Origin of the sequence: Actinomadura macra NBRC 14102, assembly GCF_001552215.1 — a bacterium.
GTDB classification, from domain to species: Bacteria; Actinomycetota; Actinomycetes; order Streptosporangiales; family Streptosporangiaceae; genus Spirillospora; species Spirillospora macra.
In genome coordinates, this window is the sequence record NZ_BCQT01000010.1 from 38,682 (window position 1) to 55,804 (window position 17,123).

At 67.0% G+C, this 17,123-nt stretch carries 26 protein-coding genes and 1 tRNA gene; 15 read left to right on the top strand and 12 right to left on the bottom strand.

Annotated features, from left to right (window positions below; all coding sequences use genetic code 11):
* Nucleotides 1-174 precede the first annotated feature (174 nt).
* The gene (locus AMA02S_RS16850; protein WP_157430634.1) at nucleotides 175-456 is read left to right on the top strand and encodes a hypothetical protein; all 282 of its coding nucleotides are present in this window, start codon (nucleotides 175-177) and stop codon (nucleotides 454-456) included.
* Here the strand turns inward: AMA02S_RS16850 and AMA02S_RS16855 are convergent.
* Nucleotides 453-1,187 carry a histidine phosphatase family protein gene (locus AMA02S_RS16855; RefSeq protein ID WP_245667599.1) on the bottom strand — a complete coding sequence of 245 codons (735 nt, stop codon included), beginning with the start codon at nucleotides 1,185-1,187 and terminating at the stop codon, nucleotides 453-455. The genes AMA02S_RS16850 and AMA02S_RS16855 overlap by 4 nt on opposite strands.
* A gap of 147 nt (nucleotides 1,188-1,334) precedes the next feature.
* On the opposite strand from AMA02S_RS16855, the gene AMA02S_RS16860 reads away from it, so the two are divergent.
* Nucleotides 1,335-2,156, top strand: coding sequence for an integrase (locus tag AMA02S_RS16860; protein WP_245667601.1), 822 nt, complete (start codon nucleotides 1,335-1,337; stop codon nucleotides 2,154-2,156).
* A gap of 8 nt (nucleotides 2,157-2,164) precedes the next feature.
* Here the strand turns inward: AMA02S_RS16860 and AMA02S_RS16865 are convergent, their stop codons facing one another.
* The 4 genes from AMA02S_RS16865 to AMA02S_RS16875 form a co-directional block, all read right to left on the bottom strand.
* A complete protein-coding gene (locus AMA02S_RS16865; protein ID WP_218004999.1) occupies nucleotides 2,165-2,713 on the bottom strand; it encodes a hypothetical protein in 549 nt (182 codons plus the stop codon).
* Nucleotides 2,714-2,737: 24 nt separating this feature from the next.
* Nucleotides 2,738-3,235, bottom strand: a complete 498-nt coding sequence (locus tag AMA02S_RS16870) for a nuclear transport factor 2 family protein (protein WP_218005000.1) — start codon at nucleotides 3,233-3,235, stop codon at nucleotides 2,738-2,740.
* A complete protein-coding gene (locus AMA02S_RS41820) occupies nucleotides 3,229-3,366 on the bottom strand; it encodes a hypothetical protein (RefSeq protein ID WP_157430635.1) in 138 nt (45 codons plus the stop codon). The genes AMA02S_RS16870 and AMA02S_RS41820 overlap by 7 nt, the downstream gene beginning before the upstream one ends.
* Before the next feature lie 857 nt (nucleotides 3,367-4,223).
* Entirely contained in the window at nucleotides 4,224-4,466 is a 243-nt protein-coding gene (locus tag AMA02S_RS16875; protein WP_067459279.1) for a hypothetical protein, read from the bottom strand.
* A 152-nt stretch (nucleotides 4,467-4,618) separates the two neighbouring features.
* Between AMA02S_RS16875 and AMA02S_RS16880 the strand changes: the two genes are divergently transcribed.
* Nucleotides 4,619-4,936, top strand: coding sequence for a tyrosine-type recombinase/integrase (locus AMA02S_RS16880; protein WP_157430636.1), 318 nt, complete (start codon nucleotides 4,619-4,621; stop codon nucleotides 4,934-4,936).
* 440 nt (nucleotides 4,937-5,376) lie between these two features.
* Here the strand turns inward: AMA02S_RS16880 and AMA02S_RS41825 are convergent, their stop codons facing one another.
* On the bottom strand, nucleotides 5,377-5,547 hold the full coding sequence (locus tag AMA02S_RS41825; protein ID WP_157430637.1) for a hypothetical protein: 171 nt from the start codon (nucleotides 5,545-5,547) through the stop codon (nucleotides 5,377-5,379).
* A 141-nt stretch (nucleotides 5,548-5,688) separates the two neighbouring features.
* Here AMA02S_RS41825 and AMA02S_RS41830 point away from each other — a divergent pair, with 141 nt between their 5' ends.
* The 3 genes from AMA02S_RS41830 (at nucleotide 5,689) to cutA (ending at nucleotide 6,712) form a co-directional block, all read left to right on the top strand.
* Nucleotides 5,689-5,880, top strand: coding sequence for a hypothetical protein (locus tag AMA02S_RS41830; protein WP_157430638.1), 192 nt, complete (start codon nucleotides 5,689-5,691; stop codon nucleotides 5,878-5,880).
* Entirely contained in the window at nucleotides 5,877-6,152 is a 276-nt protein-coding gene (locus AMA02S_RS16885) for a hypothetical protein (protein WP_067459285.1), read from the top strand. The genes AMA02S_RS41830 and AMA02S_RS16885 overlap by 4 nt, the downstream gene beginning before the upstream one ends.
* Nucleotides 6,153-6,391: 239 nt before the next feature.
* Nucleotides 6,392-6,712, top strand: a complete 321-nt coding sequence (gene cutA / locus AMA02S_RS16890; RefSeq protein WP_084265240.1) for a divalent-cation tolerance protein CutA — start codon at nucleotides 6,392-6,394, stop codon at nucleotides 6,710-6,712.
* On the opposite strand, the gene AMA02S_RS16895 is transcribed toward cutA, so the two are convergent.
* Nucleotides 6,690-7,943 carry a helix-turn-helix domain-containing protein gene (locus tag AMA02S_RS16895; protein WP_218005001.1) on the bottom strand — a complete coding sequence of 418 codons (1,254 nt, stop codon included), beginning with the start codon at nucleotides 7,941-7,943 and terminating at the stop codon, nucleotides 6,690-6,692. The two genes, cutA and AMA02S_RS16895, sit on opposite strands and share 23 nt — an antisense overlap.
* A 140-nt stretch (nucleotides 7,944-8,083) precedes the next feature.
* Between AMA02S_RS16895 and AMA02S_RS16900 the strand changes: the two genes are divergently transcribed.
* The 4 genes from AMA02S_RS16900 to AMA02S_RS41835 all read left to right on the top strand — a co-directional run bounded on the left by AMA02S_RS16900 (nucleotide 8,084) and on the right by AMA02S_RS41835 (nucleotide 10,012).
* Nucleotides 8,084-8,383: a hypothetical protein gene (locus AMA02S_RS16900; RefSeq protein WP_067459288.1), complete on the top strand. Its 300-nt coding sequence runs from the start codon at nucleotides 8,084-8,086 to the stop codon at nucleotides 8,381-8,383.
* Nucleotides 8,380-8,643, top strand: a complete 264-nt coding sequence (locus AMA02S_RS16905; RefSeq protein WP_067459291.1) for a hypothetical protein — start codon at nucleotides 8,380-8,382, stop codon at nucleotides 8,641-8,643. The genes AMA02S_RS16900 and AMA02S_RS16905 overlap by 4 nt, the downstream gene beginning before the upstream one ends.
* On the top strand, nucleotides 8,633-8,965 hold the full coding sequence (locus AMA02S_RS16910; RefSeq protein WP_067459294.1) for a hypothetical protein: 333 nt from the start codon (nucleotides 8,633-8,635) through the stop codon (nucleotides 8,963-8,965). The genes AMA02S_RS16905 and AMA02S_RS16910 overlap by 11 nt, the downstream gene beginning before the upstream one ends.
* A gap of 888 nt (nucleotides 8,966-9,853) precedes the next feature.
* Entirely contained in the window at nucleotides 9,854-10,012 is a 159-nt protein-coding gene (locus AMA02S_RS41835) for a hypothetical protein (protein ID WP_157430639.1), read from the top strand.
* On the opposite strand, the gene AMA02S_RS16915 is transcribed toward AMA02S_RS41835, so the two are convergent.
* On the bottom strand, nucleotides 9,985-10,785 hold the full coding sequence (locus tag AMA02S_RS16915; RefSeq protein WP_067459297.1) for a phage antirepressor N-terminal domain-containing protein: 801 nt from the start codon (nucleotides 10,783-10,785) through the stop codon (nucleotides 9,985-9,987). The genes AMA02S_RS41835 and AMA02S_RS16915 overlap by 28 nt on opposite strands.
* A complete protein-coding gene (locus AMA02S_RS44180) occupies nucleotides 10,782-11,138 on the bottom strand; it encodes a hypothetical protein (RefSeq protein WP_245667603.1) in 357 nt (118 codons plus the stop codon). The genes AMA02S_RS16915 and AMA02S_RS44180 overlap by 4 nt, the downstream gene beginning before the upstream one ends.
* A gap of 160 nt (nucleotides 11,139-11,298) precedes the next feature.
* Here AMA02S_RS44180 and AMA02S_RS16925 point away from each other — a divergent pair, with 160 nt between their 5' ends.
* The 3 genes from AMA02S_RS16925 to AMA02S_RS40335 all read left to right on the top strand — a co-directional run bounded on the left by AMA02S_RS16925 (nucleotide 11,299) and on the right by AMA02S_RS40335 (nucleotide 13,751).
* Nucleotides 11,299-12,123: a helix-turn-helix domain-containing protein gene (locus AMA02S_RS16925; protein WP_157430640.1), complete on the top strand. Its 825-nt coding sequence runs from the start codon at nucleotides 11,299-11,301 to the stop codon at nucleotides 12,121-12,123.
* A 19-nt stretch (nucleotides 12,124-12,142) separates the two neighbouring features.
* Nucleotides 12,143-12,670 carry an Arm DNA-binding domain-containing protein gene (locus AMA02S_RS40330; RefSeq protein WP_084265241.1) on the top strand — a complete coding sequence of 176 codons (528 nt, stop codon included), beginning with the start codon at nucleotides 12,143-12,145 and terminating at the stop codon, nucleotides 12,668-12,670.
* A gap of 142 nt (nucleotides 12,671-12,812) precedes the next feature.
* Complete coding sequence (locus tag AMA02S_RS40335) at nucleotides 12,813-13,751, top strand: site-specific integrase (RefSeq protein WP_157430641.1); 939 nt, start codon at nucleotides 12,813-12,815, stop codon at nucleotides 13,749-13,751.
* Here AMA02S_RS40335 and AMA02S_RS16935 read toward each other — a convergent pair.
* Nucleotides 13,730-13,805: transfer RNA gene (locus AMA02S_RS16935), tRNA-Thr, on the bottom strand. The genes AMA02S_RS40335 and AMA02S_RS16935 overlap by 22 nt on opposite strands.
* A gap of 163 nt (nucleotides 13,806-13,968) precedes the next feature.
* Between AMA02S_RS16935 and AMA02S_RS16940 the strand changes: the two genes are divergently transcribed.
* Together AMA02S_RS16940 and AMA02S_RS16945 are read left to right on the top strand one after the other, a co-directional pair.
* Nucleotides 13,969-14,316 carry a YciI family protein gene (locus tag AMA02S_RS16940; protein ID WP_067459303.1) on the top strand — a complete coding sequence of 116 codons (348 nt, stop codon included), beginning with the start codon at nucleotides 13,969-13,971 and terminating at the stop codon, nucleotides 14,314-14,316.
* Nucleotides 14,317-15,498, top strand: coding sequence for an RNA polymerase sigma factor (locus tag AMA02S_RS16945; protein WP_067459306.1), 1,182 nt, complete (start codon nucleotides 14,317-14,319; stop codon nucleotides 15,496-15,498). It abuts the gene before it with no gap.
* Here the strand turns inward: AMA02S_RS16945 and AMA02S_RS16950 are convergent.
* On the bottom strand, nucleotides 15,467-16,117 hold the full coding sequence (locus AMA02S_RS16950; protein WP_067459309.1) for an NAD(P)-dependent oxidoreductase: 651 nt from the start codon (nucleotides 16,115-16,117) through the stop codon (nucleotides 15,467-15,469). The two genes, AMA02S_RS16945 and AMA02S_RS16950, sit on opposite strands and share 32 nt — an antisense overlap.
* Nucleotides 16,118-16,128: 11 nt before the next feature.
* The gene (locus tag AMA02S_RS16955; protein WP_067459312.1) at nucleotides 16,129-17,013 is read right to left on the bottom strand and encodes an EamA family transporter; all 885 of its coding nucleotides are present in this window, start codon (nucleotides 17,011-17,013) and stop codon (nucleotides 16,129-16,131) included.
* Nucleotides 17,014-17,123: the final 110 nt, after the last annotated feature.

Genomic DNA, 17,123 nt, shown 5'->3' on the forward strand with positions numbered 1-17,123 from the left:
CCAGCGCCCAATCGATGAAGAATCAAAAAACGACAACGAAGGGATCCTCCCGTGGCCACTCGCCCACAAACCACTCTTCCGGTCCGCTATCACCCAAGGGTCCCCTGGATCGCCCTCGCGATCGGCGTGATCAGTATTGCACTCGCATTAGTCGGCGGCTCCTTACTCTAGTTGGTGGGCGGCGTGCTGTGCATCGTGTTCGGCGGTATATCTTTCAGCCGCGAATACTTCTTCTACATACCCCGTAACCGGACGCTCGAGTGGCTCCCCCCACTCAGCCGCCGTCGCCTGTACAAGGGGACAGGTCAGAACGCTCTCATCGTCGAGGGGAAGCGGATCATCCTGGTGCGGGCAAACGGCAAGCGCAAGAAGGTGCCGGTCAGGCGGTATATGTCCCGTGCCGAAGACTGGGACGCCGTCGTAGACGCAATCAAAAAGAAGTCCGCGAAATCCTAGTCCAGGATCTCCTGGACGGTGGACACCTGCGCCAGGTGTGTCGTCCCACCTCCGACAACACGGAAACCGTTCGTCCCATTGCGCCGCAGCTCGACGATGGCGCAGTTGGGGACGTCGCATACGCCACCGAACTGGCGGAAGTTGCGCATCGCAGAGGCATCGGGGTCACTCACGCCAGTAAACAGCGACCAGATCACGGCCTTCATGAAGATGCCGTGGGTGAACACCGCCACCAAGCCCTCCTCCGGCCGGCCGGAAAGCCGGTCCAGGAAGGCGCGTACACGAGTGACAAGTGCCTGGAAGGACTCGCCATTTCCCCCACACACATAAGCGGGATCAAGCCGTTCCCAGTAGGCCCGCGCGAAAGGCTGCCGTTGCTCCGACGTGGTGGAAGGCCCGTGCAGCTCCCCCAGGTAGGTGAACTCCTCGACAGGCCACTCCTCATACGCCGTCTCGGGAAACCGCGCCACGGTCGCCTCCGCGGTCTGGCGTGCCCGAACGAACGGCGAACTGACAATGAGATCGGGCGCCACGGAAAACGCCGCGGCCACCCGCGCCGCCTGCTCCCGTCCAAGCGGGGTCAGTGGAGACACCCTCGGCCCGTTCGTCGGGAGTCCGGCGTTCGACTCACTCTGCCCGTGCCGGACAAGCCACACCCGCCGCGCGTCGATCACATGGACAGGCTTCCACGCGAGCGCACCATCACGGAAGCCCGCGGATGCGTGGACCACGAGGGTCCCTGGCCCAAGATCCGGCACGTCTGCCGATTCCACAGTGAGGTCCCGCCGGGTGTGGTTCACTTGCTGACCACCGAGATCGGGAGCCTGCGGTACCAAGCACGGCACGGACACTCATGAGCCGGTGCGGACGGAGTCGGCATGACGAGGCAAGCTGACGAGGGGCTCATGAACGTACAGATCGCCAGCGAACCAGGCCGTCCGGACGAGGAGAACGCGGACTTCACCGCCGCCGCGCCCGGACTCTTGATCGTCGTCGACGGCACCGAGACCCCACCCGACGCGGAAACCGGGTGCCAGCACTCCGTCGCCTGGTACGCACGCCACCTGGGTGGACTCCTCCTTGCCGCCGCAGCGAACATCGGCGTGGGCCTAGGCGAAGCCCTAGCCATCGGCATCGAGCGCATCAACGCCCTCCACGCCTGGACATGCGACCTGTCCCATCCGGGCTCGCCCTCAGCAGCAGTGGCCCTAGCCCGCGTGGACGGCGAGCGGCTCGAACATCTCGTCCTCTCGGACGCCGTACTCGTCCTCGACCGGCCCGACCAGCCACCGGCGGTCATCACCGACGACCGTCTCGCCAAGGTGATCACAAACCTGAACGACCCGGGGCCCACCGCAAGGCGGAATCGCTTCGAGCAACTCGCTCCCTACCGCAACCAGCCGGGCGGGTTCTGGGTGGCGAGCACGAAACCCGAAGCAGCCGGAGAGGCACTGACGGGATCGACCCCCCTCTCCGACCTGGACGCCGTGGCGATGCTCAGCGACGGAGCAACTCAGCTGGCCGACCGCTTCAACCTGATGAGCTGGCCGGAACTGCTCGCCGTACTCCGCAAGGGCGGACCAGCCGAACTCATCACCCGCACCCGCGAAGCAGAGGCGTCCGACCCGACCGGAACCCGCTGGCCCCGCGCCAGGACGTCCGACGACGCAAGCGCGATCTGGTGGACGACCGCGGACTGAAGGCACACCTAAGGCAACTGGGAGCGTTCGTCGACTCGGCGGGTTGGCGGATGCACAAAGACCTCGGCTGAACTCTTGCCGTAGGACACGTTCAGGGTGTCCTGCCGGTAGTACCAGCCGTAGTGGGTTCTGAATCGATGATTGATCTGCCAGCGCAACGTCTGCCGAGGCCTCAAAGCCACCGCGCCCGGACGCCAGGCAAGGTCGAGCCCGTTGTTCGCCCATTCAGGCGCGTGCTCGACCACAAGCAGCACTTTCAGCGTCCCGTCGCCTTCGGTCAACTCGACCTCATCACCAGGAAGGCCATCGGTAACGGTCGAGTGAAAGGCGAAGTCGTCACGTTCGGACATGCGCACTTCATGGACGAAGGGCACACCAGCCTCCGGAAGAGGAAAACCCTCAGGCAACCGGCCACGCCGAACCGCGCCCGGCGCTCCACGCGACCGCCGGGTCCAGTAGGTCCGCACCCATTGCACCGCCACATCCACCGCCACATGGTCACACACCGCTACAAGCCCCGCGACCAGTTTCCTCCCCGCCGAGAAGGAGACGATCACTCACCTCCTTCTCCCTCCCATCCGTCAAGCTGGGTGGAGATGCCTGACGGCGTCGAGGACTTCACCGAGTTGGCCGCGGGCCTGAGCCGAGCGCAGATGGTCCAGGTAGTCACGGGATTCAACGATCTTCCCGTCGCGAATCCGCATGACGAAGATCGCCGGGATTGTGAACGGCTCCCCGGTCTCCACCACCGTCCCCTCGTACCGGAACTCGGCCACGATGACCTCGGGATCCGCAGTCTCGTGAACAGTGATGCCCGCCGGCCGACGGCGCAGGGTGTTCCCCGCATAGACACCAGGCGGAGCGCCGACCCCGAAGTGCGCGCGCAGCTCCTCAAGAGATCGCAGCGGAGGCGCCGCGAGTGGATGGAAAGGGTGCTCCACATGCGTCCGCTCGGCGTAGAGCTCGACCACATCCTCCCAGCGTTCCTCGCAGACACCGTGCACAAGCCTCAAAAAGATCTCGCGCGAAGTCAGGGGTTCAGGCATGAGGCTTCTCCCATCAAAGATCCCCGTCAGCACATATCGAAGGGCAACCGCAAATCCGGATCCGGTTCGCCCGCAGACAGCGAGGGCAAGCGCAGCCAGACCAACAGCGACACCCCAGGCACGGCGAAGAAGAGCCGGGTGCCGCGACCGAGCAGCGGAAGCATGGATTCCAATATAGTTCTTTGACGAATAATTCGTCAAAGAACTATCCACCACGGTCCACCGGCGCCCCAGGCCGGGAACCAGGAGGCCACCACCAGGGCCGGACACTTCGACTGCACGCGACGCCGAGCCCACAACCACCCCGGACACTCATCCGCCACCCCAAGGACACACGAGGACCTCACGACCACCAGGTGCACCTGCATCAGACGCCACAGGTTCGCGCACGCTCAACCCGAAGAACCGCTGAGGATCATTGCCGCGCAAGCCACGAAGTGCTGTCACAAGGACGAAGTCCGACTAACTGAACTACTCTAGGTTATCGATTACGACGCATCGTAGTTTTGGCGTGTTGGCAGCCGCTCGGCTGCCTGAACGGGAGCGATGCGGAGGAACCCCCCATGCCACGGCATACCGGAGCCGGTCGGACACCCCCGGACAAGGCTGGGTCAAATACGACCGCGGCCTCTACATCGATGTGGACACCAGTTCGGCCGGCTTCACCGGCGACCCGATCTACACATCCTCTGTCGGAGGAGACGGCACGCAATGGGAACTGGTGGGAAGGTCTAACAGTTTCCTGATCATGAACTGCTCCCGGACGAAGGCCGCTTCTACAACTGCTGGGCATAGTGGCGGAGCACGTCGTGGCCGGCCTTCTCGCAGCCGCTGCACCTCCGGCCGTCGTGTTCCTCGATGGTCCAGATCAGTTTCGTTGAGCAGGGGGCGGGCATCTCGGCGTACCACGCGCAGCCGGTCAGGCACTTTTCGTCGCCTGTGGTCCAGTACGCCCGGTCCTAGGGGGTGAAGACGACGCGCATGGGGGTGAGGGGTGTTCGGGTATGGGTCCAGTCCTCTTTCAGTTTGCGCGGGGCTTGGGGCCGCCCTTGCGGGGTTCGACGCCGCGTTCGCGGAGCTTCTTGCGGATGTAGGAAGCGGTGAAGGTGCCAGCCTGGGCTAGTTCGTCGGCGGTGCGTCCTTTGGTGGCGGCGTCGACGTAGGCGGTGAAGAGGTCTTCGAGGGCGGCGTCGGCGTCGGCTTTGGCCTTGTTGTAGCGGGTGGTGGCGAGTTCGACCTTGGCGTCGGCTTCTTCGGGACTCATGCGGTACAGAGTATCGGCATAGCGTTGCGCTTCTCAATCGCCGTGAGTTACCGTTCTTAGTATCGGCACAAAGTGCCGAGACATCAGTCGATGTCGCCCCTGAGTCGGTAGTGCTTCTGAAGTCACACCGGACCCGCCAGCGCGCAGAGAAGATGGCGGCCGGTGACCGGTGGCAGGATCACGACCTGGTGTTCGCGCAGTGGAACGGTCGGCCCATCGATCCACGCGACGACTGGGAGGAATGGCGAGACCTGCTCGCGGAGGCCGGCCTCGCCCAGCACAGGGTCCACGCTGCGCGGCACACCGCAGCGACGATCGCCCCGAAGTCCGGCGTCACGCTCGCGGTCGTGTCGGACATGCTGGGCCACTCCGATATCAGGCTGACGCGCGGCTACATCCACGTCGCCTCGCCGCTGATGAACGACGGCGCCGCACGGATCCGCCGGCCCCTGCTTGGCGGCGGCCACTAGAACTGCTACTTCAACTGCTACAGATAACGATCATTGTCCGGCCGACCAGAGGCGAACGGCCCGGTAGAACGTGGAGCCGGCGAGGGGACTTGAACCCCTAACCTTCTGTTTACAAGACCATCCGCAGCCATGTCGGACACATATGGATGGTGCCGGAGTCGGTCGTCCGTGCTGGTCAGAGGCAGGGCGTCATATCAGACGCGAACGGACGAACCGGCCTGATTCGGGCCAGTGCGGTCCTTCCGGCCTCCCAACGGCCCCCCGTGCGGCCCCCTGCTCCCTGTCCATCTCAGTGGATTCGCGACCGGCACCCTGCCGCCCGTCCGCGCGCTGCGCCGAGGCACTGAGCATCGGCCATCAGCGTGGAGGCTGCGTCACGAAATGCGTGACGAATGGTGCGGCGCCGTCCGACGCAGACCGGACGACGCGCTCTCGGCGTCTCAGCCCTTCTTGCGGAGGTACCGGCGGAGGCACTCGTTCACGACGTCCGACACAGTCTTGCCCTCCGCCTCGGCCTTCTCCTTGGCCTCGTTCCAGACGGCATCGGGCACACGTACGCCCCGGATCTTGGTCTCGCCGGTAGCAGGTCGACCGCGCTTCTTTTCTGTCACAACAGAATCTTAGAGTGACCTGCGAACTCTTGCACTGAAGAGTGTTCAAGAGTACATTTCTGTTTGAACAGAAAAGCGGCCCTGTCTGGTGTTGCATCACCTGACATGGCCTAGGGGACGACCTGCTAGGAGGGCACCCCCATGGCCACAGAGCCTATCCATCCCACCCCAGACCCGTCCGAGCGCCCGGCGCGGCCGGGCGAGACGTGCACCTGCGGTCACCCTGCCGTCCTGGTCTACATCACGACCAACTTCGGCGAGGTGCCCTACTGCGGCGTTCCACGGGGCGCCGTGCCGCCGACGCAGCGCGACGAGATTGGCGACGGGCGATGACCGGCGACGAGCGGGTCGACGCCGTGACCATGACCGAAGGACTCGCCGAGATGCGCGCCAAGAGTGCCCGCTTTGCCGAGCGCGGCGCCGGCTACCGTGCGGCGGGCGACATCGAGGCGGCCGAGGCGTGCGAGGGCGCGGCCGAGGCGGACGCGACGCTCGCGGACGCGATCGAGAGCGGTAAGAGCGGCAAGGATGTCGAGGCGGCCATGGTGAACGCGACGCGCGCCTACTGGTGCGTTGCGGATGTCCTGGCCGCGCGGAACGGCTGAATGGCCCGACCTGGCGCCCCGCTTACCTCGTCACTGCCGAGGTAAGCGGGGCGCTCTCATGTCCTCGTCCAGGTCGCGAAGGGTCCGGCCCGTGTGCGCGGGGGCGAGAATGTTTGTGTCACAAGGTTTTTCTGACGGTCGCCGTCCGCCCCATGCGCGCGAGGGCCCGGAAGGCTACTCGCCTCGTGAGTACCCCCGGCGCCAGGATCCGGGGCAGCTCGCCGAGTAGGGTCTGCCGCATGACGGACTACTTGCAGGTCTCGACCACCACCGACAGCCGTGAGGCGGGCATGGCGCTCATCAGCTCCGCGGTCGGCGCGAAGCTCGCGGCGTCGGGCCAGGTGTTCGGGCCCGCAGGATCAGCGTTCTGGCATCTCGGTGAGCTGGGGGCCGGCGAGGAGTGGCAGGTCTTTCTGCGCACGACGGGCGAGCGGTACGCCGAGCTGGAAGCGCACCTCATCGAGAACCACCCCTGGGACAACCCCGAGGTGACCTACACGCGGATCGATGGCGGTTCGGCGGCGTACCTGGAGTGGCTCAGGCGGGAGACATCGTCTTAGCCCGGTCGATCACCTCGGCCACGGCAGGGGTAGATGTGTGCGGGCGGAGCCTCTCGACCACCTCCGACACTCGTTTCCGTGGGCGGGAGGAGGCCACGTCACCGCCCAAGCTGATCGCGTCTCCCAGCGCACGGGCGGCCTTGGGGACCTGGTCGGCGTCGATGTGGGCCTCGGCGAGCCAGGTTAGGTACAGCGACTTGTCGCGCGCGTGCGCGTCGTCGTACCGATCGAGCGCCCAGGTCAGCGCCGGGACGGCACGGTCGGGGCGGCGCAGCACCGACCAGCATCGGCCGGTCATGATCTGGAGTTCGACGTCGTCCACCCAGCGGGCCCAGTCGGGCGCCGGGCCTTCCGGCGCGTCCTCGTTGAGTGCTTCGGCTGCTTGTCCGAGCGCGTGTTCGACCTCGCCCCGATGGGCAGGTCCGGCGACGGCGTGGGCCCACGCTGCCCGCTCGTGCAGCAGCGCGCGGACCGTGGCCGGGGTCCGCTTGTCGACGACACGGCAGGCTGCGTCGGCTTCCTCGGTTCCGGTGCGGCCCGTGGTCACCCGCTGGTAGGCGGTCAGGGCGAGCGAGTTGCCGATCAGGCCGGCGTCGCCGGCTTCGGTGGCTGCGGTCATCGAATCCCGGAACAGGCTGCGGGCGGCGTCCATCCGGCCGCCGTCCAGGGCTGCCCATCCCGCTTGTTGGGCCTGCTCGGCGAGCACGCCGAGCAGGGCACGGCCGGTTTCCTCGCGGTAGGTCGCAGTGTCGAACAGCTGCCGGGTCGCCGACAGTTCGGAGGCGTAAACGTTGTAGGTGTCCGCGCCGCCCAGGACGTCGTCGAGGCGGCGGAGGCGGGCCGTGCGGCGGCGGAGCTGCTCGACGGTACTCATGTCGATGCGCTGTCCCGTACGGCTGGTGAGCGTTGCCGGGGCGATGTTGAGGCCCGCCGCGGCGGCCGTGAGGCTCAGGAATCCTCTTCTCTCCACGGGGGCATCATCTCCCGTAGCGAAGAGGTGTTGCTGGGGGATTTCGAGCGCGGCGGCGTAGGCGGCGCGGTAGCGCGGGCCGACGTTGGTCTTGCCCCGTTCCCAACGTTTGACGTATCCGACGAGCGTTTCCAGGGCAGGGACCTGCGAACCTGTCAACGCGCCCCTGATCAACTCGGCCAGTTCTCGTTGCGTTAAGGCGCGGGCCTGGCGTTCGGCGCGTATCCGAGCACCGATCACGTGCCGGTTGTCGGGCGTCATCACGTTCGTCGCACCTCGCGTGTCGCCATGCCCCCCGGGCGCCCCCCGGGTGCCCCCCATTTTGCCTCTATCGCCGTGGCAGCGCTTTCTCTTCACTGACAGTGACCGAAGAACAACGTGCATCGCACCGGGAGACGGGCATGGCAGACACCTTCGACGGCACCGAGCATCTGCACTCCTATCCGCGGCTCCACATGCTGATGAACGCCTTGGAGGGTCGCCGCTTCGCCGTGGAACTGCGGGCTAGCCCGCTGGCCATCATCGTGACCCGCCCGGACGATCCCACAGGCGCGACACAGACGATCACGTGCAAGCCGCGCGTCACCGACCAGGACCGGATGTGGTTCTTCGACGAAGCCAACGGCGAGCCGATCGCCGAGGCCGAGCACATCGTCGACGCCGCGGTCATCATCGCGGGCCACCTGGCCCCGGCGCCGTGAGCGGGACCGAGGAGACCCGTGTCGGCGGTTACATCCTCAAGGGCGGGACCGGCGTGTACCTGCTGCTCGACCCGGAGACCGAAGACCCACGCGCCACGATCATCTCCCAGGGCAACGGGACATGGCGCGCCCGCACCCTGGACGGCGAGGCCAAGACCTTCCAGCCGCCGGACGGGGTCGAGAACCCGGCGGTGTGGGTCGCCGAGCAGTTCGTCCCCACCTCCGACGCCGCCGCCGTGGAGGCCCCGGATGCCGGATGAGCTGAAGGTCGATCCGTTCGGGCCGTTGGACGCGCTGTACGCCGCCGTCCGGCGATGCGCTCCGCAGGTGGCGGTGACGCGCGCCCGTGTCCCGGAGCAGTACAGCGTGCCCATGCTGGGGATGGTCGGGGCTCTGGGGATGCGGTTGCACGTGTCCTACGAGGGTCGTCCGGCGCGGCGAATCCACTGGGACGGCGACGCCTACGTGTGGGTGTCCGGCCCCGACTACGGGGTGCAGTTGCCCGCCGATCCGGAGCAGGCCGCGATGCGGGTGGGCAGGGCACTCGGCGCGCCGGTGTCCCCAGCCCCTTCCAGGGGGTAGAGCCGGGGCGGCGCCGCCGGAACCGACCGCTGCGGACGGCCGCGTCGCCCCTACCAGAGGCCACCATCGGTGGGCGGTATGCGCTTAACTGGGAAGACGCGAGTACTTGACCGCTCTGCCATCGATACGGGTGATCGTTAGATGCTTCCCATCTGAAGAGATCACGCAAGTTCCAGATACTTTGCTCGCGCCGCAGTCGAGGTCGACTCGGTATGTCCGGTCGCGCTGCTCTGCCTTAAAGGCCCCCGTGCAACCTACGTTCTCTCCTTGCCCAGCCACGGTGCCATCGCTGCGAAACTCGATGGTTTCTCTCTCCTGCTCCTCGCGCCACTGCCCGACGATGGATGTGGAGCTGCCCGAACATGCAGTGATCCCCGCGATCCCCGCGATCGTGGCGACAAGTAAGCTGCGGCGCACCTGGGCCCCCTAGGCATCGGTAACAGACCTCCGCAGAATCCCCGACCAGGCGACGTCCTTCAACTGAATCAAGCAGAACGTTAGATCCGCGAGATGGTTGAGGAAAGCGAGCGTCTTCGTACTCCACACGAACCCGATTCGCCTCCGTGTGGAGCACGAAACGGGCCCCGCCCTCCCGCGAGGAGGACGAGGCCCGATCGTGTCGGCAGGCTTCCCCGCCTGCCGACGACCAGAGGATGCGGCCACGCAGGTCGACCAGCTCGGCCAGCTCTCCGGTGATGAGCACGATGGCGGGCGCGTACTGCGCCTCACGGTCCCGCTCGGAGGCGCGGGCGTTGCGCGCGGCCCGCTTCTCGTCCGCGGGGCTGGTGCCGGATCCCTCCGGCGGGTCGTCGGTCACAAGACACCTCGGCGTGTCGTGGGTGGAGGGATGTCTCGGCGGTAGGGAGGTACCACCGCCGAGCAGGAAAGGTGATCAAATATGGACTCGTCCAGGACGTGGGTCCGGCGTGTCGAGGCTCAGTCCGCAGGGCCCTCGTCGAGGAACCCGTGCCGGTCGACCTGCAGCTCGACGAGGGCACCGACGGTGATCTGCGGGGCGGTCACGGCGACCTCACCGCCCCGGGGTAGTGCCGGCCGACCTCGGCCCACGCCGTGTGGAACAGGTCGAGGTCGCGGTGGGTGTAGACCCCCACAGGGCGGTACACCCCGTCGATGGGCCGCTTGATCTTCTGCGGGTCCTGCCCGTAGCGGGCCCGGTACAGCGCGGCCACCGCCGTCCCGAGGCGGGTACGCGCCGACCGCATCGTCTTGCCGGTCAGCCCCTTGTCCTCGACGTACTCCTGGCAGGTGATGGTCATGTCGGCGGGGTCGATCTGGGGTTCCTCGCCGGTCATGCGCGCCAGGAGGGTGCGCGACATCCCCTCCAGGTAGGAGGAGTTCACCAGGCCGTACCGCTTGGCGACACCGACGGCTTCGAGCTGGGCGCGGGTGCGCGCGGCGAGCACTTCAAGCTGGTCCGCGGTCGCCCGCGGATTGAGCGCGCCACCGTTGAACACGTAGTCGGCGAGGGCGTCGGCCAGTTCGCACTGCCACCGGACGATGCGGTCACGGGCTGCGTCGTCCTTGATCCGCGAGGAGTCGATCGTCACGATCCACGTGGGGATGATCCGGTAGGAGATCACGAAGTGTTCGCGAACCCGGTCGTCACCGGGGAGCTGAACGTGCATGACACACGCTCGTCCCTGTGACCAGGGAGAACGCTCGATGCGCTGCTTCTGGCCGTTGGGATCAAGACCGATCGGCGTGGTAAGGCGGTGGAGCGGGAGGCCAGGGTCGCCGCTGGGCATCTGAACCACGGGGAACTGCTCCCCGTCGAAGACGAACGGCTGCAGCTCGGTCATGCCGACCTCCGGGAAGTCTCGTCGAGAGCGGCCGAGAACGGCTGCCCGGGGTCTTCGATGCCGAGGCTGCGCAGGAGATCGGCGCGCGTAACGCGGTACTGGCTGCCGATGCGCAGGACGGGGCAGGGGAACTCGCCCGCGCGTGCCAGCTCGTGAGACTTCGTCCTGCCAAGGTCCCAGGCTCGGCCTGCGGTCACGAGATCGAAGGCAACCGGGAGGGCGAGCACTTCGTCCCGGGTCAGGGGCCTGCCTTTCCCTCGGGGCTCGTCTCGGTCCTCCCCAGTCGGAGAGTCGAAGACTTCCTCGCGCGCCAGGGTCCTGCCCTTCGCCTTGATGGCGCCGTGATCCTTCATGGAGTTGACCTTTCAGGTGGGCACGCTGCCGCCTGTCGGACCGTGCCGGATCGTGTCATCCAATGCGGATGGGACATGCACATAAACAGGATAGGTCGGTCTCACTGGATCGGCAACCCAGATGCGCGTAGAGTCCATCCCGTTCGGATGGAGGCAGAACGTGACGGACGATCACGCATCGGAAGCGAACGGGCCGGAGCCGGGATCTCTAGGGCTCATGCGCGAGGAAAACCTCGCTGAGCGCATCGAATACGAGATGCGTCACCGCCGGTGGTCGCAAGAGCGCCTGGCCGCAGAGATGGCGAAGGCCGGACACCCGATCCACCAGTCGGCCATCTCGAAGATCATCAAGCCGAAAGACGGAAAACGGCGGACGATCAGCGTTGATGAGGCGATCGGGTTTGCGAAGGTCTTCGAGACATCACTGGAAGGGTTGATGTCGCCGATGGGGGCAGCTTTCAACCAAGAGATTCGCAAGCTCATGCAGGACATTAATCACCTGACCGAACTAAGAGCGAATCTGGCCAAAGAAACAAACTCTCTTTGGGACCGCCTGAAAGATCTCCTGCAAGACAAGGAAGTGGTCAACCGTCTGACACAGGACTTGAAAAGATTCGGATATTCCCATCTCGACGCCCTAGCAGTTATTGAAGGATGGCTCTCTGAGGCCGCTATTAGATATCAGCTTGCCGACCTGCGCGAGAATGCCGCAGAGGCGGGAGAAGAATGGCACAAGCTTCGAGATGAGCAGCTGGAGCTTCTCGATGACCTAAGTAAACTGATTGAGCGAATAGAGTCCAAAGACCCGCCAACTCTGGACGAACGGAAGACCATCACGCGGGCTGTCAGGAGCACCTGGATCACGAGTCGCGACCTCTACACCTTGCTAGCAAGACGCCGAGGGGAATTGACAATCCCCCAGGGGGAGATCGATTCAACACGCGAATGGATTGAGCGAGCGAAGCGTCTCCTTCTGGAGATGTAGCCCCAAGGAGAGGGGGAAGATGAAGGGCTCCACCTACAAGAGGTGCCGGTGCCGCGGCGCCGACGGCAAGGAGATCGGCGCCGACTGCCCAAGGCTTCACCGTAAGGACGGATCCTGGAACCCTCGGCACGGCACGTGGTACTTCCAGATCGAACTGGAGCCCGGCCCGAACGGAAAGCGCCGCAAGCTCCGCCGCGGCGGGTTCGAGTCCGAGGACGATGCCGAGGACGCGATGGACGAGGCCAAGGAGAAGGAGGCTCGCGGCGGGAACGCCCAGGCCGACGAACTCACCGGGCCGTACCTCGACGACTGGCTAAAGGCACACAAGGGCCTGCGCCGGACCACTCGGCAACTCTACGAGGGGCACATCCGCAATTACCTGAAACCGCACCTCGGCCATATCAGGCTGCATCGGCTACGCGTGAAGCACCTCGACGCGATGTTCGAGGCGATCGACGTGGAGAACGCGGTGACTGTGCAGGCGAACGAGGACCGACGCGGGCTGCGGGCTGCGGGCTGCTGCGCGGGATGCCTGGCGTGCCGGTGACAAGAAGGCGCACCGGGAGGCTCTCGGCCAGCTGGCCGAGCTGCCGCCACATCGGCGGCCGGCGAGCGCGGCGACGAAACAGCGAATCAAGGCGACGCTTCGGAAGGCGCTGAACGACGCCCTGCCCGAGGGCCTAGTGAAGGTGAACGTCGCCAAGCTCGTCAAGCTCGACCCAGGAAAGCGCCCCAGGCCGCTGGTATGGACAGCGGACCGGGTCCGCGTGTGGCAGGAGCGGTACGACAGGGAGGTGGAGGTCGCGCGCACGGCCGCCGCCGGCCGCCCCGTGAACGTGTTGAGGATATGGCTGGGTCTCCCCCGCCCGTCGAAGGTGATGGTGTGGACCCCGGCGCAGACCGGCCTGTTCCTGGACCGTGCGGCGCTCCACAGGCTGTACGCCCTGTTCCACCTGGTGGCGTTCACCGGCCTGCGCCGCGGTGAGGCGTGCGGTATCGAGTGGGCCGACATGAACCTCGACGCAGGAGAGATCGCGATCCGCAACCAGCGAGTCATGGTCTCCTACACCGACATCGAGGACAGCGCGCCCAAGACCGATGCCAGCGACGACACGATCCCGCTGGACTCCACCTCGGTGAAGGTGCTGAAGGTGTGGCGGGCGCAGCAGAACGAGGAGCGCCTCGCATGGGGCGAGGCGTGGGTCGAGTCTGGGAAGGTGTTCACCCGGGAGGACGGGGAGGCCCTCCACCCTGACCACGTCTACCAGCTGTTCGAGCGCCTGGCGTTCGAGGCGGGACTTCCGCCGATCCGCCTTCACGATCTGCGGCACGGCGCGGCGACGCTAATGCTCGCCGCCGGGGCGGAGATGAAGCTGGTCCAAGCGATGTTGCGGCACTCCTCGATCACGATCACCTCGGACACGTACACGAGCGTGCTCTCGGAGGTCGCCCGGCAGGCCGCGGAGGCGGCCGTCGCGCTCGTTCCCCGGGCGGTCGCGGTAAGCGAGTCCGGGAGCGATGGCCTCCCCTTGGCCTCCCAGAACGACGGCCCGCGCGTGAGAGGCTCATCGGAAGCTAAGAAACCCCAGGTAGCAAGGATGAATCATGGAGCCGGCGAGGGGACTTGAACCCCTAACCTTCTGTTTACAAGACAGATGCTCTGCCAATTGAGCTACGCCGGCGGGCTCGTCCCGCATCGTAGTCGACGTGGTGGGGGGCTCGCTCGGGGGTTGGCCGGGGTGGGCCTTGGTGAAGATTTTGGTGCGGGGTGTCGATGTGGCGGGTGGGCGTTCGTGTAGAGGGTGAGGGGCCGGCCAGGCCCGGACGCGGACGCTAGGAGGAAGCATGAAGTTGTACGCGCTGAACATGTTCCAGCCGGAGGGGTCGATCCCGCCGCCGGAGGTTCTGGGGAAGGTGATGGCGGAGCTCGCGGAGGTGCGGCGGGAGCTGGAGGCGGCGGAGGCGTGGGTGTTCGGCGCCGGGCTGCATTCGCAGGACGCCAGTACCGTCGTCCGGCTTCAGGGGGACGAGGTGGTCGCCACGGACGGGCCGTTCGCGGAGGGGAAGGAGTTCCTCGGCGGGATCACGATCATCAAGGTCGAGGATCTGGACGCGGCGCTGGAGTGGGCTGGGCAGTATGCCCGGATCACCGGGCTGCCGATCGAGGTGCGGCCGTTCCAGGGCGAGGTCTGATTGGAGGTCGAGCGGGCCTTCCGGGAGGAGCATGGGCGGGCGGTGGCCGTGCTCGTCCGGGTCTTCGGTGATGTCGACATCGCCGAGGAGGCCGTGCAGGACGCGTTCGTCGAGGCGGTTCGGCGGTGGCCGGTGGACGGGGCGCCGCCGAGCCCGGCGGGGTGGATCATCACGACGGCGCGGAACCGGGCGATCGACCGGTTGCGGCGGGAGGCGGCGCGGGAGGGGAAGCAGGCGCAGGCTTCCTTGCTGGGCGTGGCCGATCCGGTGGAGGAGGGGGCGGTGAAGGACGAGCGGCTTCGGCTCATCTTCACGTGCTGCCACCCCGCGCTGGCGCCGGCGGCGCGGGTCGCGTTGACGTTGCGGTTGCTGGGCGGGCTGTCGACCGTGGAGATCGCGCGGGCCTTCCTGGTGCCGGAGGCGACGATGGCGCAGCGGCTCGTCCGGGCCAAGGGCAAGATCCGGGACGCGCGGATCCCCTATCGGGTTCCGCGGGAGGCGGACCTTCCGGGGCGTCTCCGGGCGGTCCTGGCGGTTATCTACCTTGTCTTCAACGAGGGGTATGTGGCGAGTTCAGGGGAGCTGGCCAGGGGCGAGTTGTGCGCGGAGGCGATCCGGCTCGGGCGGGTGCTGGCGGAGCTGATGCCGGACGAGCCGGAGGTGTGGGGGCTGCTGGCCTTGATGCTGCTGGTCGAGTCCCGCCGGGAGGCGCGGACGCGGGGCGGTGACATGGTGCTCCTGCCCGATCAGGACCGGGATCTGTGGGATCGGGCGTTGGTCGAGGAGGGGCAGGGGATCGTCCGGAGGTGCCTGCGGTGGAACCGGCCGGGGCCGTACCAGATCCAGGCGGCGATCCACGCGGTGCACAGTGACGCCCCGACCGACTGGCGGCAGGTGTTGCGGCTGTACGACCAGCTGATGGTGGTGGCGCCGAGTCCGGTGGTGGAGCTCAACAGGGCGGTCGCGGTGGCCGAGGTGGAGGGGCCGGACGCGGCGCTGGCCGTGGTCGATGCCCTGGATCTCGATCGTTTCTATTTGTTCCATGCGATCCGGGCCGATCTGCTGCGCCGGGTGGGGCGGATCGAGGACGCGGCGGACGCCTATGGTGAGGCCATCGGGCGGACCGGGAACGATGCGGAGCGGGCGTTCCTCACGCGGCGGCGTGCTGGTCTGCGACCGTGAACCGGGTGCGGCGGTGTCGCGGGCGTTCCGCCTCGTCCAGCAGGGCCACGGCGAGGTCCTCCATGGAGACACGGGAGACGCCTGTGGCGTCCACGAGGAGTTCGTCGGTGCCGAGGCGGTAGCGGCCGGTGCGCTCGCCGGGTTCGAGGAGCGCGGCGGGGCTGAGGTACGTCCAGTCCGCGGAGGGGTCGGCGCGGCAGGCGGCGAGTTGGTCGGCGCAGGCCGCGGCGATGTCGCGGTAGGACGGGGAGACGTAGGGCGAATCGATCGCCGGGGTGCTTGTTCCGGGGACGGTGAGAGACGCCGCGCCGCCGACCAGGATCAGGCGGACGCCCGTTCTGGAGACACCGGCCAGCAGCGTGCGTGTGGTCTTCACCAGGTCGGTTTCGCTGCCGGCGGGTGGGCGGGTGGCGCTGATGATGAGATCCTGGCCGGTGCTCAACTCGATGACGTCGGCGATGTCGCCGGCGTCACCGGTGCGGTGGCGGGTGCCGGGTGGCAGGGAGGCCGGGCGCCCCGGGGCCCGGGTGGCGGCGGTGATGTCGTGGCCGCGGCGGAGCGCCTCGGTCACGACGCGGGTTCCGACGTTTCCGGTGGCTCCGAAGACGGTGATGCGCATGGGTCTTCTCCTTACGTTCTGCGACTCAGGGCCTGTCCGGCGACGAGCGCGCCGAGCGCGATGGTGAAGCCGAGGATCTGCCCGGGGGCGAGGGTCTGGCCGAGGATCGCGAGGCCCGCGATGGTGGCGACCATGGGGTTGGTGAGGCCGAGCAGGGAGACCGAGGTGGGGGCCAGCCGGTCGATGCCGCGGAACCACAGCGCGTACGCGACGGCTGTTCCGATGATGCCGAGGTAGCCGAAGCCCATGATGTTCTCGCCGGTCACGGACGTGGGGACGCCCTCGAAGGCGAGGGTGAAGGGGGCCAGGACGAGGCCGCCGACCGCGAGTTGCCAGCCCGTCATCACGAGCGGCGAGTGGGGAGGGGCCCACTTTTTGGCCAGCACGATCGCCACGGCCATCAGGGACGTCGCGGTGAGCATGGCGAGGATGCCGAGCGGGTCCAGCCGGGCTTCGGCGGACTGGGTCAGCAGTGCGACGCCGCCCGTTCCGGCGAGCGCGGCGTACAGGACGGCGCGGGCCGGGCGGAGCCGCAGCACGAGCAGTGACAGCAGCGCCACGACCAGCGGCTGGATGGAGCCGATGGTGGCCGCGACGCCGCCGGGCAGCCGGTAGGCGGCGAAGAAGATCAGCGGGAAGAAGGCTCCGAAGTTGAGCAGGCCGAGCACCGCCGACTTCCACCACCACTCCCCCTTCGGGAGGCGGCGGTTCACCGCGAGCAGGACGAGGCCGGCGGGCAGGGCCCGCATCGTCGCGGCGAGCATGGGGCGGTCGGCGGGCAGGAGCGTGGTGGTGACGACATAGGTGGTGCCCCAGCTCGCGGGCGCGAGGGCCGCGAGCGCGAGGTCGCCCAGGTGACGGGTGCGTATCACCGGCGGTGCGGCGACAGCGGTCATCCGGCTCACTCCTCACGATTGACTATATCAACATTAAGATAAATGGTGACTGTGTGAACGTCAACTCTGTGAGCGTTGAGATTATTTCAGACACCGAAAACGCCCGACGT

Excerpts from the sequence above, each read along its gene's own strand:
- AMA02S_RS16860 (WP_245667601.1), top strand. The coding sequence starts at position 1,335 with ATGACGAGGCAAGCTGACGAGGGGCTCATGAACGTACAGATCGCCAGC.
- AMA02S_RS41820 (WP_157430635.1), bottom strand. The coding sequence starts at position 3,366 with ATGCTTCCGCTGCTCGGTCGCGGCACCCGGCTCTTCTTCGCCGTGCCT.
- AMA02S_RS41830 (WP_157430638.1), top strand. The coding sequence starts at position 5,689 with ATGGCCACAGAGCCTATCCATCCCACCCCAGACCCGTCCGAGCGCCCG.
- cutA (WP_084265240.1), top strand. The coding sequence starts at position 6,392 with ATGACGGACTACTTGCAGGTCTCGACCACCACCGACAGCCGTGAGGCG.
- AMA02S_RS16950 (WP_067459309.1), bottom strand. The coding sequence starts at position 16,117 with ATGCGCATCACCGTCTTCGGAGCCACCGGAAACGTCGGAACCCGCGTC.
- AMA02S_RS40330 (WP_084265241.1), top strand. The coding sequence starts at position 12,143 with ATGAAGGGCTCCACCTACAAGAGGTGCCGGTGCCGCGGCGCCGACGGC.
- AMA02S_RS16910 (WP_067459294.1), top strand. The coding sequence starts at position 8,633 with ATGCCGGATGAGCTGAAGGTCGATCCGTTCGGGCCGTTGGACGCGCTG.
- AMA02S_RS16900 (WP_067459288.1), top strand. The coding sequence starts at position 8,084 with ATGGCAGACACCTTCGACGGCACCGAGCATCTGCACTCCTATCCGCGG.
- AMA02S_RS44180 (WP_245667603.1), bottom strand. The coding sequence starts at position 11,138 with ATGAAGGATCACGGCGCCATCAAGGCGAAGGGCAGGACCCTGGCGCGC.
- AMA02S_RS16875 (WP_067459279.1), bottom strand. The coding sequence starts at position 4,466 with ATGAGTCCCGAAGAAGCCGACGCCAAGGTCGAACTCGCCACCACCCGC.
- AMA02S_RS16895 (WP_218005001.1), bottom strand. The coding sequence starts at position 7,943 with ATGACGCCCGACAACCGGCACGTGATCGGTGCTCGGATACGCGCCGAA.
- AMA02S_RS16940 (WP_067459303.1), top strand. The coding sequence starts at position 13,969 with ATGAAGTTGTACGCGCTGAACATGTTCCAGCCGGAGGGGTCGATCCCG.
- AMA02S_RS16955 (WP_067459312.1), bottom strand. The coding sequence starts at position 17,013 with ATGACCGCTGTCGCCGCACCGCCGGTGATACGCACCCGTCACCTGGGC.
- AMA02S_RS16885 (WP_067459285.1), top strand. The coding sequence starts at position 5,877 with ATGACCGGCGACGAGCGGGTCGACGCCGTGACCATGACCGAAGGACTC.
- AMA02S_RS16915 (WP_067459297.1), bottom strand. The coding sequence starts at position 10,785 with ATGACCGAGCTGCAGCCGTTCGTCTTCGACGGGGAGCAGTTCCCCGTG.
- AMA02S_RS16880 (WP_157430636.1), top strand. The coding sequence starts at position 4,619 with ATGGCGGCCGGTGACCGGTGGCAGGATCACGACCTGGTGTTCGCGCAG.